Here is a 16,872-nt window from a genome sequence, read left to right as displayed (position 1 = left end):
CTTCTAAGCCGTAGGTCGAGGGTTCGAATCCCCCCAGGCTCGGTATGGTGGGTATGGTGCAGTTGGTTAGCGCGTCGGATTGTGGTTCCGGATATCGTGGGTTCGAGTCCCACTACCCACCCTTTTCAAAAGAAAATTTGCCGATTATACAAGTTCGGTTAATCAAAATAATTTAATATGGGCGTGTAGCTCAGGTGGTAGAGCACTTGACTTTTAATCAAGTTGTCCGGGGTTCGAATCCCCGCACGCTCACTGAAACGGAGAAGATCAATGATAGTATTCATTGGTCTTTTTTTGTTCGCTTACAATTACTGCCTGTTTGTTTTTTATATATTGAAAATGTAAAGAATAGAGGATTCTTTTATTGACATATATAGATAGTCGATATATAATCAAGCTAAGATATATAGATAACCGATATATTTACTGCAAGATGAGTTTCATTTCGCAGTGGGAATGCTAAGATGTATACAGTTAAGGTAAAATCAGAAGGAGGAAGTGTTATGGCAGTTGACAGAAGTCTGATATCAGGAAGCACAACAATGTTATTATTAAAGCTTTTATCTGAAAAGGATATGTATGGTTATGAGATGATAGAAACCTTGAGAGAGAAATCACAGAATGTATTTGAATTAAAGGCAGGAACATTATATCCATTACTTCATGGGATGGAAGATAAGAAATATCTGACGGTCTATGAGAAAGAGGTTGGCGGCAAGGTCCGTAAGTATTACAGTATTACGAAAACTGGGAGGAAGGTTTTAGCAGAGAAGAAAGAAGAGTGGGAAATTTATTCATCAGCTGTAGTGAATGTGCTAAATACAGCGGTTTGTTAGAAAGGGGGATGTTTGATGAGACGAGAGGAGTATTTGCATACATTAACAGAACAGATTCGTTGTAAGATGGCAAGAGGGATGATAGAACAGGAAATCAATGATCACATTGAGGATCAGAAAGAGGAATTCCTGGGTGAGGGAATGAGTCAGACAGAAGCGGAAGAAGCTGCGATCCGAGAGATGGGAGATCCGGTAGAAGTCGGGCTTGAGATGGACAGAATCCACCGGCCGACAATGGCGTGGGGGATGATCGCACTGATCGTTGGATTAAGTCTTGCAGGTTATCTTTTACGAAGCATTATGTATCAGACTGTTCTAGGCATTAAGCAGAGTGCAGGAAAAACAGAAGAATTGTTCTGGACAGGAATGTCATCGAGCTGGCATACGTCACTGGAAGTGCCGGTACTTTTACTTGGACTTGTGCTTATGATTGGTATTTGCTATATGGATTATACGAGAATTGCAGCTTATGCAAAACCAATCTTGATTGCATACCAAGTTTTACTTTTAGTTGGACTGCAGGTCGTCGGTGCGCAAGTGAATGGATCAACAAGATATATCATAATGCCTTTCGGACATATTGGATTGAATCTGATTGATTTGCTCTGGCTGACAATTCCGTTGTTTGCAGCGGTATTATATAGTTACAGAGGTCAGGGATACCGAGGAATTTTAAAGGCAATCCTCTGGATGATCATTCCGTCTTATTTTCTGATCATAAGATGCCAGAGCCTGATCGCGGCAATGATACTGGAAGTGGTTTATTGTGTGGTTTTGGCGACGGCTGTTTACAAAGGCTGGTTTCAGGTTTGTAAAAAAGCAGTACTTACGGGAATCGGAGTAGTTGTTGTTCTGATACCGGTACTGCTTGCAGGAGGCATCTGGTGTTTTGGCATGGCTTACCATAAAGAGCGTATAGCGGCTATTTTCTCGATCGGTGATTATGCAGTAGATTTCCCAAGAGTCAATGTGATTCGGGAAATGATTTCCGGAAGCTCAGCATTTCATGGCAATCCGCAATTTAAAGAACTTCTGACATTCGTAGACGGAAGTGACCATCTGCTTGCCAGTGTGGTAGCTGCTTACGGAATCCTAGCAGGTATTCTGTTGGTTCTTTGTCTGGTAGTTCTGATTCTTCGGTTTGCCAAGATTTCGTTAAATCAGAAGAACCAGCTTGGAATGGTGATGGGAACAGGATGCACGGCGTTGTTCCTGATTCAGGCAATTGTTTTTATCTTAGAGAATCTGGGTGGAGTTGGTGAGATGGGAATCTACTGTCCATTTTTTGGGACGGAAAGATCAGGAATCCTGGCTTCTTATATTTTGCTTGGATTACTGCTTAGTATCTGCAGGTATCAGAAAACAGCACCGGAACCGGTAATCCGAAAAAAGAATGTTACTGGATAGAGATGGGGATAAGGGAACCAGTGAACCAATGGGTTCATACTATGATGAAAAAAGCTTAACTAAATGTTATTGACTCCGTCCCCGTTGGTCTATTGCTATTGCCTCAATTAAATGATAAAATTAATAAATAATATAAAAAGAGGCAGGTAAATGCAATATGAAAAAATGGAAGAAAGTAGTGGTATTTATACTTTCAGTCACAATGCTGATTCCATTGCTGTTGGGATTTTCGGTTCAGGCAGCGGATGGGGCAAAGAAACTGGATGTATTATTTACCCACGACACACACTCGCATTTAAACAGCTTCTCAACAGTTATAAATGGTGAGAAGGAAGAAGTGGGAGGTTTTGCGAAAATCAAGACATTGATTGACGAGCAAAAAAAGAACAATCCGGATACGCTTTTGTTGGATGGTGGGGATTTTTCGATGGGAACGCTGATTCAAGCAGTGTATGATACAGAGGCAGCTGAACTTCGTATGTTAGGGTATCTCGGATACGATGTGACGACACTGGGAAATCATGAATTTGATTATCGCTCCAAGGGGCTTGCAAATATGCTGGAAGCGGCAAAGAATTCCGGTGAAACAGTACCGAATCTGGTAGTGTGTAATGTAGATTGGGATGCGATGGAAGACGCTGGTTTAAGCGAGGGACAAAGCCAGATAAAATCAGCATTTGAGGCATATGGTGTAAAAGATTATGTGGTGGTTCAAAAAGGTGATGTAAAGATTGCTGTGCTGGGGGTGTTTGGAAAAGACGCATTGATATGTGCACCGACATGTGAACTGATTTTTAAAGATCCGATAGAAGCAGTAAAGCAAACAGTAGAAGAAATCAAGAAAAATGAAAAGGTAGATATGATTGCCTGCGTATCTCATAGTGGAACCTGGGATGACGAAGATAAGTCTGAGGATGAGCTTATTGCAAAAGCAGTGCCGGATATTGATTTGATCATTAGCGGACATACACATTCTCAGTTAGACGAGCCAATTCAACATGGAAATACATATATTGTATCCTGTGGGGAATATGGAAGAAATCTTGGTTCGCTTTCGCTGACACAGAAAGAAGATGGCCGATGGGATTTAACATCGTATAAATTAATTCCAGTATCAGATAAGATAAAAGCAGATGAAGAAACACAACAGAAGATTGATGCATTGATGGATACAGTAGATGAAAAATATCTTTCTAATTTTGGGTATACAAGAGAGGAAATTCTTGCGGAAAATAATGTGGAATTCAATAGTTTGCAAGATATGGGTACAAAGCATGAAGAGTTAAATCTTGGAAATATCATGTCAGATGCTTATGTATATGCTGTTGAAAATTCAAAATATTATGATGGAGATGCAGTAGATGTGGCTGTTGTTCCGAGTGGAACGGTCCGAGATACGTATACAAAAGGTGATATTACAGTAGAGGCAGTATATAATTCATTCTCATTAGGAATCGGAAAAGACGGACTTGCCGGATATCCTTTGATCAGTGCGTATCTTACGGGCAAAGAATTAAAGCTGGCAGCGGAATTAGACGCTTCAATTTCGGATTTTATGACAACCGCAAGACTGTATTGCAGCGGGTTAAACTTTACATTTAACCCACACAGGATGATTTTAAATAAAGTTACAGATTGCTATCTGACAGATGCAGATGGTAAAAGAGTAGAGATCCAAGATGATAAATTATATCATGTAGTGACGGACCTTTATACAGGACAAATGCTTGGGTCAGTGATGGATATGTCATATGGCTTACTGGCAATCACACCGAAAGATAAGGATGGAAATCCAATAGAAAACCTGGAAGATCAGGCAATCATGGAAGGTGACAGAGAATTAAAGGCCTGGGATGCAATCGCAAGATATATGCAGTCTTTTGATGATACAGATGGAGATGGAATCGCAAATGTTCCAGAGTATTATGCAACAACACATGGACGTAAAGTTGTAGATGACAGTAAAAATATAATCGATCTGGTAAAGCATCCGAATAAGTATTTTGCGATGATAGTTGGAGTTGTTATCGTAATTATTTTACTTATTGTTCTGCTTATTTTCCTGATTCGAAAAATTGTCCGCAGATTAAAAAGACGTAAAGAGAAGTAAAAATAATCAAAAAAAAGAATGTGCCGCGGCACATTCTTTTTTGATTATTTACGGTATGCAAATTTCGGAAGATCATCTTCATCAGTTGGAACTAAAACATTTCCGCGAACAAGAGGTCTTGCATATGCAAGAAAAGCTTCTGTTACATCAGAGCCATCTTCGGAAATCCATTCCAGAGGGACAGTCTTTTCTTTATTACAGATTTCATTTACATCTTCTGTTGCATAATTTAATACGTAGTCTGCATCAAGTGTGAGAGGAGACTGACGTTTGAATGCGACCATTTTTCCGGTTTCGCCTTTTATTGCGGCAGTGACACCGAAAGAACCGGAAGCGATGGCTTCTTTCTGGTCAGTTTTGGATAGCATTGCACTAGAGCAACGCTGAGATACATTTAACTCAACAGAACGAACTTTAACTCCAAGACGCTCTTTAACCAGATTCTCCAGATACTTTCCGGAACCAGTCAGCATCTTATGACCGAATGTATCTACGCCGACTTCACTGCCAAGCTCACAGATAAATGTTCCGTCTGCAGTGTGGATACCTTCTGAAATACAAACAACCAGGTTGGAAGTTGTCTCAAGACTTGATTTTATTTTTTCGATAAATGCATCTTGGTCAAATGCAACTTCCGGAAGATAGATCAACACCGGATTATCATTTTCAAATTTTCTTGCCAATGCGCTGGCAGCAGTAAGCCATCCGGCATGACGTCCCATAATTTCTACAATCGTAACAGATTGTTTGTTGTCATAAACAGAAGCGTCAATGGCAATTTCTCTTACTGTGGAAGCAACATACTTGGCAGCACTTCCAAAACCAGGTGTATGATCAGTGAGTACAAGGTCATTATCGATTGTTTTAGGAAGTCCCATAAAACGAATATCACTGTTGATTGATGCAGCATAGCGGGAAAGCTTGCTGACTGTATCCATGGAATCATTTCCACCAATATAGAAAAAGTATCCAATGTTATATTTTTCAAATTTTTCAAATAATTTTGGATAAACAGTGTCGCTTAAATCTTCCGGCAGTTTATAGCGGCAGGAACCAAGATAAGAGCCCGGTGTTGTTTTGATCAATTCAAGTTCTCCGGATGCATCCAGAGGTTTCATGTCCATCAGCTGGTCATGCAGGAAACCTTCAATCCCGTTGATCATGCCATAAACATTACCGAATACATCCTCGCGATTCAAAGCTTCGTAGACAACTCCGTATAGGCTGGCATTAATTACTGCGGTAGGTCCGCCGGACTGACCGACAATTGCATTTTTCTTCATAGTATATGTCCTCCAATGAAATGATTTGTTGCCGGATATGATACATATGTATACTGTAACCGACAAAAATAATTATAAAAAATTCCTAAAATTCATGCCCTTATAGTAACATTGGAAATATGAGTTGACAAGACAGAAGAGACATATTATAAGAAATTTGTTGGAAAATAAGAGAATCTGGGGTATACTTGTGGGAGTATAAAAGAAAAAGAATAGGGGTAGAACAATGAAATATATATCATTTGCGATTCCGTGTTACAACTCGGAAGCTTATATGGCACAGGCAATCGAATCCATTCTTCCAGGAGGCGAAGATGTTGAAATTCTCATTGTAAATGATGGGTCAAAAGATCGCACAGTTGAGATTGGAAAAGAATATGAAGAAAAGTATCCGGGAATCGTTAAGCTTATTAATAAAGAAAACGGTGGACATGGGGATGCTGTAAATGCCGGATTAGCACATGCAAGCGGAAAATATTTTAAAGTGGTAGACAGCGATGACTGGGTAGATCGGATTTCTTTGATGAAAATTCTGAATGTACTAAAAAATTTTGAAGAAGAAGAGCAGGAAGTAGACATGCTCATTGCAAACTATGTATATGAGAAAGTTGGAATGGAGCATAAAAAAGTAATCCGTTATGACAATGTACTTCCGGAAAATCAGATTTTAAAATGGGATGAGATTGGACAATTCCATATCGGACAGTATATTTTGATGCATTCCGTTATTTATCGTACAGATATGTTGAAGCTTTGTCAGTTGACTTTGCCAAAGCATACATTTTATGTAGACAATATTTATGTATATTACCCACTTCCACATGTGCGGACATTGTATTATATGAATGTAGATTTCTACCGTTATTTTATTGGAAGAGAAGATCAGTCTGTCAATGAGAAGGTGATGATCAGTAGAATAGATCAGCAGATTTTCGTGACAAAGACGATGATCGATATGTACGAGCTGCGCAGGATTCAGAGTAAAAAACTAAGAAAGTACATGTTGAATTATCTTGCAATCATGATGACAGTATCTTCAATTTTATGTATTCGTTCCAAGAAAAAAGAAAATCTGGAGAAGAAGAAAGAACTCTGGCAGTATTTAAAACAAAAGGATTATGGAGTATTTATGAAGATACGATATGGAATTTTGGGACAGACAATGAATCTGCCGGGACGCTCAGGAAGAAAAGTATCTTCAATGGCATATGTTGTGGCCAGAAGATTGATTGGGTTTAACTAAGACAGTAGTGATAATGTCTAAAAAGTATTTGGGTCAAACTTTTTATTAAATAGTTTATGGGAAGATTTACTGCAAAAAAGCAAGAAAAATTGTTTGACTTTTTCAAAAACAAACCATATAATTACAATCAAACGAGTAGCAAACTAGCGTAAATCCAGTTTTTGTTACTCGTTTTTTATTTTATATCAGATGGGAGATGACTCCCACCATACAGCAAGAATGTTGAGACATTCTTAAATATATTTGCAAAAAGAAGTGTGTAGCTTATCAGCGTAAGTCCAACTTATATGATAAGTGCACATTTTTTTTGTGCAGAAAAAAGGAGGAATTATTATAAAATGGCGGAGAGTAACAAGATGAAGGATATGCCGGTGAATAAGCTGATGATCCAGATGGGAATCCCGATGATCTTATCCATGGCATTGCAGGCGGTCTATAATATTGTAGACAGTGCTTTTGTTGGAAACATGAGAGTGGGGAGTGAATCAGCATTAAATGCACTGACATTAGTATTTCCGGTTCAGATGCTTATGGTTGCAATAGGAATCGGAACGGGAGTGGGAACAAATGCACTTCTCGCAAGAACACTTGGACAGGGAAATCATAAAAAAGCTGCAAAAGTTGCAGGAAACAGCCTGTTTCTTGGAGTAATTATTTATGTGATCTGCTTATTATTTGGTATATTTGGCGTGAAAGCGTATATTTCTTCACAGACAGTCGATGCAGAAGTTCTTGCGATGGGAATCAGTTATTTAAGAATATGCTGCGTGATTTCATTTGGAATTATTTTCTTTTCATTATTTGAAAAATTACTGCAGGCTACAGGACGCTCTCTTTATTCTACAATTGGTCAGGTAGTAGGAGCGGTTGTAAACATTGTTCTGGATCCGATTATGATTTATGGAATTGGCCCGGTTCCGGAAATGGGAGTAAAAGGTGCTGCATATGCGACCGTAATTGGTCAGGTAGCATCTGCTGTATTGTTGTTTATTTTTCATATAAAATTAAATAAAGAATTTGGGCATGGAATAAAATACATGAAGCCTGAACTGGCAATTATAAAGGAAATATATGCAATTGGACTTCCGGCTATCATAGCCCAGGCGTTGATGTCTATTATGGTATATGTAATGAATCTTATTTTGAAATTTAATCCATCAGCACAGACGGCATACGGACTGTTTTATAAGGTTCAGCAGTTCGTGTTATTCCTGGCTTTTGGACTGAGAGATGCGATTACACCGATAATAGCTTTTGCTTATGGAATGCGCAGCAAAAAGAGAATTCAAGACGGAATGAAATACGGAATCTTGTACACCATTGTACTTATGATTTTGGGTGCAGCTATTACAGAAATTTTTCCAAGTGCATTTGCAACTCTATTCAACGCCGGACAGTCAAGAGGGTATTTTATTGGTGCGATGAGAATTATATCAATCAGTTTTATATTTGCGGGAATCAATGTAGCATATCAGGGAATTTATCAGGCATTGGATGGTGGTATGGAATCGCTGATAATTTCACTTTTAAGACAGCTTGTTATTATATTGTCGCTTGCGGGGGTATTTTCTATGATTGTTCGAAATGGACAGGTCGGAATCTCGCTGATCTGGTGGGCATTTCCAATAACTGAGATTATAGCATGTGCTGTAGGGTATGTATTTTTGAAGAAGATCAGGAAAACGAAAGTAAATGTTTTAAATTAAGGGGGACATGATAATGCAAAGAAGAATTATTACGATTAGTAGAGAATTTGGAAGTGGTGGCCGCTTTATCGGGGAGGAAGTAGCAAAGAAACTTGGAATTGCATATTACGATAAAAACATCATCAGTCAGATTGCAGAGGAGTCCGGTTTATCACCGGAGTATATTCAGGAAAGTGCAGAGTTATCACCGAAGAAAGGTTTATTTGCATATGCGTTTGCAGGACGTGACATTACAGGAAAATCGATAGAGGATATCGTGTATGAGGCACAGAGGAAGGTTATTTTAGAACTGGCAGAGAAAGAATCTTGTGTGATGGTCGGAAGAAATGCAGATTTTATACTGCAAGATAGAGACGATGTACTTAATGTGTTTATTCATGGCAATATGCCGGAAAAAACACAGCGGATCAGCCGTTTATACAATGTAAGTGAACAGGAAGCAGTAAAAATGATGGCAGATGTGGATAAAAGACGTATGATAAATTATAACTTCTATACGGAACAGAGATGGGGAAAGGCAAGTAACTATACACTGTGTCTGAACAGCTCACAGCTTGGATATGAGAGGTGTGAGGAAATCATTATGGAGTGTGTGGAAGAATAAAATAGAAGGTAATAGAAAATCAATGGGAGTAGTTCATTATGGCGAGCCAAAAACTTGAGAATCTGTTAAACCTTGCATTGGATGCGACTGCATCAGAACGAGAAAATTCTTTGAATCTGGATGTTGGATATGAGCCAATTGACAAAGAATGGACATTGATCGTGCAATATACAGGCAGTCTGGCTAAAGTTCGTGAACTTGCTGGAAGTGTTGTTGAATTACAAAATGGATATGCAATCATAACAATAAAAGAATCGTTGATAGAAAGACTAACACAGATTATAGAAGTAAATTATGTTGAAAAACCAAAACGATTGTTTTTTCAAGTGGCGAATGGAAGACGAGTATCCTGCATCCAGGCGGTGCAGAGTACTCGTCTTTCTTTGTATGGACAGGGCGTGCTGATAGCTGTGATAGATTCAGGAATTGATTATGCGAATCCGGATTTTCAAAATGCGGATGGAACTACAAGGATACGTGCGTTGTGGGATCAGTCATTGATTCCAAGGGAGGGAGAAAGACCGCCGGATGGATATACAATTGGAGTGGAATATACCAGAGAACAGATTGACGATGCCCTAAACCAACAAAATGTTATAAACAGACAGTCAATTGTGGCAACACAGGATATATCAGGACATGGAACAGCAGTGGCCGGTATTGCCGCGGGAAATGGAAGCACAAGTGGTGGGGCATTAGCCGGTGTGGCCCCGGAGAGTGAGCTGATTGTTGTGAAGATGAGAAGTGCAAGTGAAGATGGATTTCCCAGAACGACCGAATTAATGCAGGGCGTAGATTACGCAGTGCGAAAAGCGATTGAATATCAAATGCCGGTTGCTATTAACATTAGCTTTGGAAATACTTATGGCTCTCATGATGGAACATCCCTGCTAGAGAGGTTTTTAGATGAGATATCAAATGTCTGGAAGACAGTGATTTGTGTTGGGGCAGGAAATGAGGGGACGACAGCAGGACATACTGAGGGAAAAATGACAGAAAACAGAGAAGAAGAAATACAATTGGGAGTTCAGATAAGAGAACGGACGTTGAATATACAGATATGGAAATCTTATGTAGATGAAATAGAGATATCATTGGTCAATCCATCAGGGATGAGTGTCGGACCTATTTCATCAATCTTAGGGACCCAACGTTTTGAGGTTGGAAATACGGAAATTTTATTATATTATGGAGAACCAAATCCTTATAGTGTGCGACAGGAAATCTATTTTGATTTTTTGCCAAAGCAAACATATATTGATGCAGGGGTGTGGCGGATTATTCTGGCACCAAAGAAAATTGTATCAGTAGAATATCAGATGTGGCTGCCAAGTCAGAGTACATTGAATATAGGAACAGCTTTTTTATTTCCAAATAGCTCAGATACCATTACAATTCCATCTACTGCAGAGAGAGTGATAACAGTAGGAGCATATGATGCGTTGACATTCACATATGCAGATTTTTCCGGTCGAGGGGCGTTGGAGCGACGGGAAGGAACAGCGGCATTTAAACCAGATTTAGTGGCACCGGGAGTTAAGGTGACGACTGTGAGAGCAGGAGGTGGATATGAAGAAGTATCAGGAACCTCATTTGCGACTCCATTTGTGACAGGAAGCGCAGCCCTGCTGATGGAATGGGGAATTGTAAAAGGCAATGATCCGTATTTGTACGGAGAGAAAGTGAAGGCATATTTAAGGAAAGGAGCAAGGGAGCTGCCGGGATTTCGGGAGTATCCGAATAATCAGGTGGGGTATGGGCGGTTGTGCCTGGAAAGTAGTTTGTCAAAACTGTAACGGAGTGGAAAAGAAGAAGTTTCACTTGCGAATGCAAGAATGATTGATAAGATTTTAAAAGAAATAGAGTATTAAATCATACTTGCTTCTTGAAAAAAATGTGCTAGAATAAGAGATAGATAAATATTTGATACCAGAGATTTGAGCAAGGTAGATAAAACGGCGGAGAGTCGTTTTATTTGCTTTGCTTTTTTTGTTTATTATGCGAATTAAAAGGAGAGGAATGAATATGTTTGATGTTGTTATTATTGGTGCGGGAGTGACAGGAAGTGCAATTGCGCGTGAAATTTCCAGATATAAATTAAAAGCGTGTGTAATTGAAAAGGAAGAGGATGTCTGTAATGAAACATCCAAAGCAAACAGTGCAATCATTCATGCTGGATTTGATGCAGTACCGGGAACAGAAAAAGCAAAACTAAATGTAATAGGAAATTCCATGATGGATCAAATTGCAGAAGAATTGGATATTCCATTTAAAAGAAACGGTTCGTTGGTTGTGTGTACGAAAGAGCAAGACCCGGAAGGACTTCAAATATTAATGGAAAGAGGAAAGAAAAATGGCGTTCCGGATCTTCAAATTTTAAATAGAGAAGAATTGCTGAAAAAAGAGCCAAATTTGGCAGATGATGTAACATGTGCATTGTGGGCTCCGACAGGAGGCATTGTCTGTCCATTTCATATGACGATGGGATATGCGGAAAATGCATATGAGAATGGTGTTCAATTCTTTTTAAATACAAAAGTAGAAAAGCTGGAAAAGACAGAAGCAGGATTTGCAATTCAGGTTCATCATATTGATAATGGTAGTGATGAGATGATTGAGACAAGGATTGTTGTCAATGCTGCCGGAGTTTATGCAGATGAAATCAATAATCAGCTTTCAGACAGAAAACTTCATATTACTGCACGTAAAGGTGAGTACATGCTTTTGGATAAGACGGTCGGAGATTATGTAAAGAGTACGATTTTCCAGCTTCCATCAAAGATGGGAAAAGGGATACTTGTTACACCGACAGTTCACGGCAATTTACTTGTGGGTCCTACAGCAGTAAATGTCGAAGATAAAGATGCTGTAAATACTACGATGGATGGATTGGATCAGATTGCAAAAGTTTCTTCTCGCAGTGTTAAGAATATTCCATTTCGTCAAGTGATTACGTCTTTTGCGGGGCTTCGTGCACACGAAGATGGCGATGATTTTATTATTGGTGAAGCACCGGATGTACAAGGACTAATCAATGCGGCAGGTATTGAATCGCCAGGACTTTCTTCAGCACCGGCAATCGGTGTTGCAGTTGCAGAGCTTGTGAGAGATATTTTGAATGCAGAAGAAAAGCTTGATTTTAATCCAATTAGACATGGAATATTAGACCCGGATACGCTTTCTTTGGAAGAAAGAAATCAGTTAATTAAAGAAAATCCGGCTTATGGAAATATTATTTGCCGATGTGAGATGATCACAGAAGGAGAAATTCTGGATGCAATTCACCGTCCGCTAGGTGCGCGTTCTTTGGATGGAGTGAAACGTCGGACAAGAGCCGGTATGGGACGCTGTCAATCTGGATTCTGTTCTCCGAAGGTTATGGAGATTCTGAAAAAAGAAGTTCCAATGTCAGTTGATAAGATTGGAAAGAATGGTGTTGGCTCAGAATTTATATTAGGTGAAAATAAAGAACTGGAGGATGAATAAAATGAAAGCATATGATTTAATCATAATCGGCGGTGGTCCGGCAGGTCTTGCGGCAGCAGTTGCAGCAAAAGATAATGGGATAGATAGTATATTGATTTTAGAAAGAGATAAGAGCCTTGGTGGTATTTTACAGCAGTGCATTCATAATGGGTTTGGATTGCATACATTTAAGGAAGAATTGACAGGTCCGGAATATGCAGCTCGTTTTATTGAACAGGTAGAAGGGCGTGGTATTGAATATAAATTAAATACAATGGTCATGGACATTTCGCAGGAAAAAGTAGTAACAGCTACAAATCGAGAGGACGGAATTTTGCTTTTGCAGGCAAAGGCAATTATCCTGGCAATGGGATGTCGTGAGCGTTCCAGAGGAGCATTGAATATTCCCGGATATCGTCCGGCCGGAATTTTTTCTGCGGGAACTGCTCAGCATCTTGTGAATATGGAAGGGCTTATGCCGGGAAAAGAAGTGGTCATTTTAGGATCGGGTGACATTGGGCTGATTATGGCAAGACGAATGACGCTGGAAGGTGCGAAGGTCAAGGTAGTTGCAGAGCTAATGCCTTATTCAGGCGGATTGAAGAGAAATATTGTACAGTGTCTTGATGATTTCGATATTCCATTGAAGTTAAGTCATACAGTTATTGATATCGAAGGAAAAAATCGCGTGGAAGCTGTTACAATTGCGCAAGTAGGACCGGACCGCAAACCAATTCCGGGAACAGAAGAAAGATATACTTGTGATACATTGCTTCTTTCTTGCGGACTTTTGCCGGAAAATGAACTGTCAAAAAGTGCAGGTGTTGAGCTTTCGCAGATTACTTCAGGTCCTATTGTAAATGATTCACTGGAAACCAGTGTGGATGGTATATTTGCTTGTGGAAATGTATTGCATGTGCATGATTTGGTAGATTTCGTATCGCAGGAAGCTTCGGCAGCAGGGAAAAATGCGGCCGCTTATATAAAAGCAGGAGAAAAGGGTGTGCAGGCGCCAATGCTTCCAATCAATCCAGAAGGTGGAGTATGCTATACAGTTCCATCTTTTGTAAGACCTTCTGAAATGGAAGAAAATTTGACAGTTCGATTTCGTGTTGGAGATGTGTTTAAAAATAAAGTGATTGCGGTATATTTCGACGAACAACTCATAATGAAGAAAAAACGCCAGGTAATGGCACCCGGAGAAATGGAACAGGTGATATTAAAGAAAAAGAAACTGGAAGAATACCCAGAAACAAAGAAAATCACCATTCGGATTGAGGAGGCATAAGAAATGAAAAGAAAAGAGTTAATTTGTATCGGATGCCCAATGGGATGTCCGATTGTTGTAGAAATGGAAGATGGGAAAGTTTTGTCTGTCACGGGAAATACATGTCCGCGCGGAGAGTCCTATGCAAGGAAAGAGGTAACGAATCCAACTCGTATTGTAACCACTACAGTCCGGGTTGACGGAGGAAAAGTGCCGATGATCAATGTGAAAACAGAACAAGATATACCGAAGGATAAAATTTTTGAGTGCATTGCTGCACTTCGTGGAGTGACAATAAAAGCTCCGGTTCATATAGGAGATATTATTTTGGAAAATGTAGCAGATACAGGAGTCAATATCGTTGCTGCCGGAAATGTGGAGTATAATGAAGCATAAACCTAGACGAATACAAAGCTGATAACGTATAATAAAAGATAATTCTATTGAACAGGTATGATTCAAAGTTAAATGAGGAGTAATATATGGATTATAAATTTTTAAATGCGTTAGAAGCATCGCCGGTGATCACTGCAGTGAAGGATGACGAAGGTGTAGATGCCTGCCTCAAAAGTGAAAGCCGGGTTGTATTTATTTTGTATGGAGATATATGTACAATTTCTGAAATTGTTTCCAAAGTGAAGAAAGCAGGAAAACTGGCTGTGGTACATTTGGATTTGATACATGGTTTGGCTTCAAAAAACATTGCGGCAGATTTTATCCGAAAATATACAGAGGCAGATGGTGTTATTTCTACAAAACCAACAATTATACATAGAGCAAGGGAATTAGGACTGCTTACAGTGCTGAGAGTGTTTCTGATAGATTCTATGGCGTGTGAGAATCTAAAAACCCAGGTAAATGCGGCAAAACCAGATGTTGTAGAAGTGCTGCCTGGAATGATGCCGAAAGTGATAGAAAATATCTGTCCCATATTGCCAGTGCCGGTAATTGCCGGTGGTATGATCCGGGAAAAAGAAGACGTGATGGCACTTCTTAAAGCGGGAGTGATAAGTGTTTCATCTACAGATTCAGATATCTGGTTTGAATAATAAAATTGAAATAAAGATATAAAATGTGTCGAAGGAGTTGAATTGGAAAAGAAGAGAAAGGTATCTCAGTCGAAAACTTTTCGACTGAGATAAAGCCATATTGCATGTAGCAGGTATATTCCAGATGGAATAAAAGCAAGAAGAAACATATATGTATATCCTGCGGAAGTTAGCGTTGGTAATACTATTAAATGAAGCGCAAGATAAAGACAGGATATAGTAGCAACCAGATTGCATAAAACAAACCTCCATCCTAATAAGCCGAATATGGAAGCGGAAAGAAGAAAAATGAGTGTAATCGTATCAATCGGAATCGGTAAATGAATGGATGAATATTTTGCAGAAAATAATGCTAAAATTCCGTAAATTAAAAGTGCAAGGTTAAAAATTTCCATTAAACGGAAAGGAATGCTATAGAAACGGTTAGTAGGACAATTACTCCATAAATCTACATCCAGTTTTTCGGCCAATTCAATTGCAGATTTTGTAAATGTTATATTGGTCATAACAATTGCTTTGTCACAATCATAAAAGTTTGCTCCTGCATAAGCCTCCTGAATTGCTTTATTACCAACGGGGTAAGTGTAATATTTACACTGTATGCCATATTTTTTTCCGTGTTTATATGCGATAATGTCAATCCCTTGATCACAAGAGCTTTTTGTTACTTCGATTTTCTTAAAATGTTTCTTTTTTAAAATTGTGGCACATTGAGATTCAAATTTATAGCCATCCATATGTAAGCTTCTCCTATAAGTTATTTCAAGAATGCCTCTGCATTCTTGCTGCGAGATGCGCGTCATGCAATGCATGACATACTTCTTCTGCGCATCTCTGCGATCCTGCCGGAGGCTATATCAGATGGGGATTGACTCCCACCACTGATACTGATTTGTTATTCGCCACCTACAGAGGTGGGAGTCATCTCACATCTGATATATTATATGATGTTTAGTTGTTCATCTGTATAAATTAAAAATTTTGAATTATCATATAGAAAGAGGATAACATATTTTGAATTACAGAACAAGTGTTCTAACGCACGCTTTGTGACTATTTAGAATGGAGAGGGGCAGTAAAGGTGTATTTTTATATCAATTGTTGTAAGAATTGACAATAGAAATGTAGTTTTAACGCAGTGTAAAAATTAATGTAAAAAAATGTAAAAATATGGTTGACAACATAGAAAAGTATGTGTTATTATAACTGAGCTGTCGCAAACAAGACATCGAGAGAATGAACTTGAAGCGATAAAGCAAAAAATAAAATTAAAAAAGTTGTTGACAAACAGCGAAAGATGTGATAATCTAAGTAAGCTGTCGCAAACGACAACAAAACAAAGAACATTGATAACTAAACAATAGACAACAGATCCTTGAAAATTTCTTTAAGAGAAACATTTTTAAGAATGGTTTATAACAAACCAAAACAACAGTAAAAGGATAGATTAGCTAGAGTTAATCTTGACTAGAACAAACACTTTTAACGAGAGTTTGATCCTGGCTCAGGATGAACGCTGGCGGCGTGCTTAACACATGCAAGTCGAGCGAAGCACTTTACTTAGATTTCTTCGGGATGAAGAGTTTTGTGACTGAGCGGCGGACGGGTGAGTAACGCGTGGGTAACCTGCCTCATACAGGGGGATAACAGTTAGAAATGACTGCTAATACCGCATAAGACCACAGCACCGCATGGTGCAGGGGTAAAAACTCCGGTGGTATGAGATGGACCCGCGTCTGATTAGCTGGTTGGTGGGGTAACGGCCTACCAAGGCAACGATCAGTAGCCGGCCTGAGAGGGCGACCGGCCACATTGGGACTGAGACACGGCCCAAACTCCTACGGGAGGCAGCAGTGGGGAATATTGCACAATGGGGGAAACCCTGATGCAGCGACGCCGCGT

General features: G+C 39.3%; 13 protein-coding genes, 2 tRNA genes and 1 rRNA gene. 14 read left to right on the top strand and 2 right to left on the bottom strand.

The window, feature by feature from the left end:
• The first annotated feature begins 47 nt into the window (after positions 1 to 47).
• The 5 genes from D8Q48_RS16180 (at position 48) to D8Q48_RS16160 (ending at position 4,353) form a co-directional block, all read left to right on the top strand.
• A tRNA-His gene (locus tag D8Q48_RS16180) sits at positions 48 to 121 on the top strand.
• A gap of 58 nt (positions 122 to 179) precedes the next feature.
• A tRNA-Lys gene (locus tag D8Q48_RS16175) sits at positions 180 to 252 on the top strand.
• A 251-nt stretch (positions 253 to 503) separates the two neighbouring features.
• Entirely contained in the window at positions 504 to 836 is a 333-nt protein-coding gene (locus D8Q48_RS16170) for a PadR family transcriptional regulator (RefSeq protein WP_121057249.1), read from the top strand.
• Positions 837 to 851: 15 nt separating this feature from the next.
• A complete protein-coding gene (locus D8Q48_RS16165) occupies positions 852 to 2,243 on the top strand; it encodes a permease prefix domain 1-containing protein (RefSeq protein WP_121057247.1) in 1,392 nt (463 codons plus the stop codon).
• A gap of 157 nt (positions 2,244 to 2,400) precedes the next feature.
• Positions 2,401 to 4,353: a bifunctional UDP-sugar hydrolase/5'-nucleotidase gene (locus D8Q48_RS16160; protein ID WP_121057245.1), complete on the top strand. Its 1,953-nt coding sequence runs from the start codon at positions 2,401 to 2,403 to the stop codon at positions 4,351 to 4,353.
• Between the two features lie 44 nt (positions 4,354 to 4,397).
• Here D8Q48_RS16160 and D8Q48_RS16155 read toward each other — a convergent pair whose 3' ends face one another.
• The gene (locus D8Q48_RS16155) at positions 4,398 to 5,636 is read right to left on the bottom strand and encodes a 6-phosphofructokinase (protein ID WP_121057243.1); all 1,239 of its coding nucleotides are present in this window, start codon (positions 5,634 to 5,636) and stop codon (positions 4,398 to 4,400) included.
• A 226-nt stretch (positions 5,637 to 5,862) separates the two neighbouring features.
• Here D8Q48_RS16155 and D8Q48_RS16150 point away from each other — a divergent pair, with 226 nt between their 5' ends.
• From D8Q48_RS16150 to D8Q48_RS16115, 8 genes are all read left to right on the top strand, one after another.
• Positions 5,863 to 6,879, top strand: a complete 1,017-nt coding sequence (locus tag D8Q48_RS16150) for a glycosyltransferase family A protein (protein WP_121057241.1) — start codon at positions 5,863 to 5,865, stop codon at positions 6,877 to 6,879.
• A 338-nt stretch (positions 6,880 to 7,217) separates the two neighbouring features.
• Positions 7,218 to 8,585 carry an MATE family efflux transporter gene (locus tag D8Q48_RS16145; RefSeq protein WP_121057239.1) on the top strand — a complete coding sequence of 456 codons (1,368 nt, stop codon included), beginning with the start codon at positions 7,218 to 7,220 and terminating at the stop codon, positions 8,583 to 8,585.
• A 13-nt stretch (positions 8,586 to 8,598) separates the two neighbouring features.
• Entirely contained in the window at positions 8,599 to 9,189 is a 591-nt protein-coding gene (locus D8Q48_RS16140) for a cytidylate kinase-like family protein (protein WP_121057237.1), read from the top strand.
• A 38-nt stretch (positions 9,190 to 9,227) separates the two neighbouring features.
• Positions 9,228 to 10,985 (top strand): S8 family peptidase, encoded by a 1,758-nt coding sequence (locus D8Q48_RS16135; RefSeq protein ID WP_121057235.1) that lies wholly within the window; start codon positions 9,228 to 9,230, stop codon positions 10,983 to 10,985.
• 229 nt (positions 10,986 to 11,214) lie between these two features.
• Positions 11,215 to 12,675, top strand: coding sequence for an NAD(P)/FAD-dependent oxidoreductase (locus tag D8Q48_RS16130; RefSeq protein WP_118688857.1), 1,461 nt, complete (start codon positions 11,215 to 11,217; stop codon positions 12,673 to 12,675).
• 1 nt (position 12,676) lies between these two features.
• Complete coding sequence (locus D8Q48_RS16125) at positions 12,677 to 13,942, top strand: FAD-dependent oxidoreductase (protein ID WP_118688856.1); 1,266 nt, start codon at positions 12,677 to 12,679, stop codon at positions 13,940 to 13,942.
• A 3-nt stretch (positions 13,943 to 13,945) separates the two neighbouring features.
• Positions 13,946 to 14,317, top strand: a complete 372-nt coding sequence (locus D8Q48_RS16120; RefSeq protein WP_118688855.1) for a DUF1667 domain-containing protein — start codon at positions 13,946 to 13,948, stop codon at positions 14,315 to 14,317.
• A gap of 86 nt (positions 14,318 to 14,403) precedes the next feature.
• On the top strand, positions 14,404 to 14,970 hold the full coding sequence (locus tag D8Q48_RS16115) for a glycerol-3-phosphate responsive antiterminator (RefSeq protein ID WP_118688854.1): 567 nt from the start codon (positions 14,404 to 14,406) through the stop codon (positions 14,968 to 14,970).
• Between the two features lie 65 nt (positions 14,971 to 15,035).
• On the opposite strand, the gene D8Q48_RS16110 is transcribed toward D8Q48_RS16115, so the two are convergent.
• On the bottom strand, positions 15,036 to 15,707 hold the full coding sequence (locus tag D8Q48_RS16110; protein ID WP_118688853.1) for a restriction endonuclease: 672 nt from the start codon (positions 15,705 to 15,707) through the stop codon (positions 15,036 to 15,038).
• A gap of 744 nt (positions 15,708 to 16,451) precedes the next feature.
• On the opposite strand from D8Q48_RS16110, the gene D8Q48_RS16105 reads away from it, so the two are divergent.
• Positions 16,452 to 16,872, top strand: a 16S ribosomal RNA gene (locus D8Q48_RS16105); the annotation flags it as partial.

Source organism: Ruminococcus sp. B05 (assembly GCF_003628495.1).
GTDB lineage: Bacteria > Bacillota > Clostridia > Lachnospirales > Lachnospiraceae > Schaedlerella > Schaedlerella hominis.
The sequence above is the reverse complement of the archived record's forward strand: the minus strand, read 5'-3'. Positions and strand labels throughout refer to the sequence as shown.

Coding starts and splice junctions, on each gene's coding strand:
- D8Q48_RS16170 (WP_121057249.1), top strand. CDS start 504: ATGGCAGTTGACAGAAGTCTGATATCAGGAAGCACAACAATGTTATTA.
- D8Q48_RS16165 (WP_121057247.1), top strand. CDS start 852: ATGAGACGAGAGGAGTATTTGCATACATTAACAGAACAGATTCGTTGT.
- D8Q48_RS16160 (WP_121057245.1), top strand. CDS start 2,401: ATGAAAAAATGGAAGAAAGTAGTGGTATTTATACTTTCAGTCACAATG.
- D8Q48_RS16155 (WP_121057243.1), bottom strand. CDS start 5,636: ATGAAGAAAAATGCAATTGTCGGTCAGTCCGGCGGACCTACCGCAGTA.
- D8Q48_RS16150 (WP_121057241.1), top strand. CDS start 5,863: ATGAAATATATATCATTTGCGATTCCGTGTTACAACTCGGAAGCTTAT.
- D8Q48_RS16145 (WP_121057239.1), top strand. CDS start 7,218: ATGGCGGAGAGTAACAAGATGAAGGATATGCCGGTGAATAAGCTGATG.
- D8Q48_RS16140 (WP_121057237.1), top strand. CDS start 8,599: ATGCAAAGAAGAATTATTACGATTAGTAGAGAATTTGGAAGTGGTGGC.
- D8Q48_RS16135 (WP_121057235.1), top strand. CDS start 9,228: ATGGCGAGCCAAAAACTTGAGAATCTGTTAAACCTTGCATTGGATGCG.
- D8Q48_RS16130 (WP_118688857.1), top strand. CDS start 11,215: ATGTTTGATGTTGTTATTATTGGTGCGGGAGTGACAGGAAGTGCAATT.
- D8Q48_RS16125 (WP_118688856.1), top strand. CDS start 12,677: ATGAAAGCATATGATTTAATCATAATCGGCGGTGGTCCGGCAGGTCTT.
- D8Q48_RS16120 (WP_118688855.1), top strand. CDS start 13,946: ATGAAAAGAAAAGAGTTAATTTGTATCGGATGCCCAATGGGATGTCCG.
- D8Q48_RS16115 (WP_118688854.1), top strand. CDS start 14,404: ATGGATTATAAATTTTTAAATGCGTTAGAAGCATCGCCGGTGATCACT.
- D8Q48_RS16110 (WP_118688853.1), bottom strand. CDS start 15,707: ATGGATGGCTATAAATTTGAATCTCAATGTGCCACAATTTTAAAAAAG.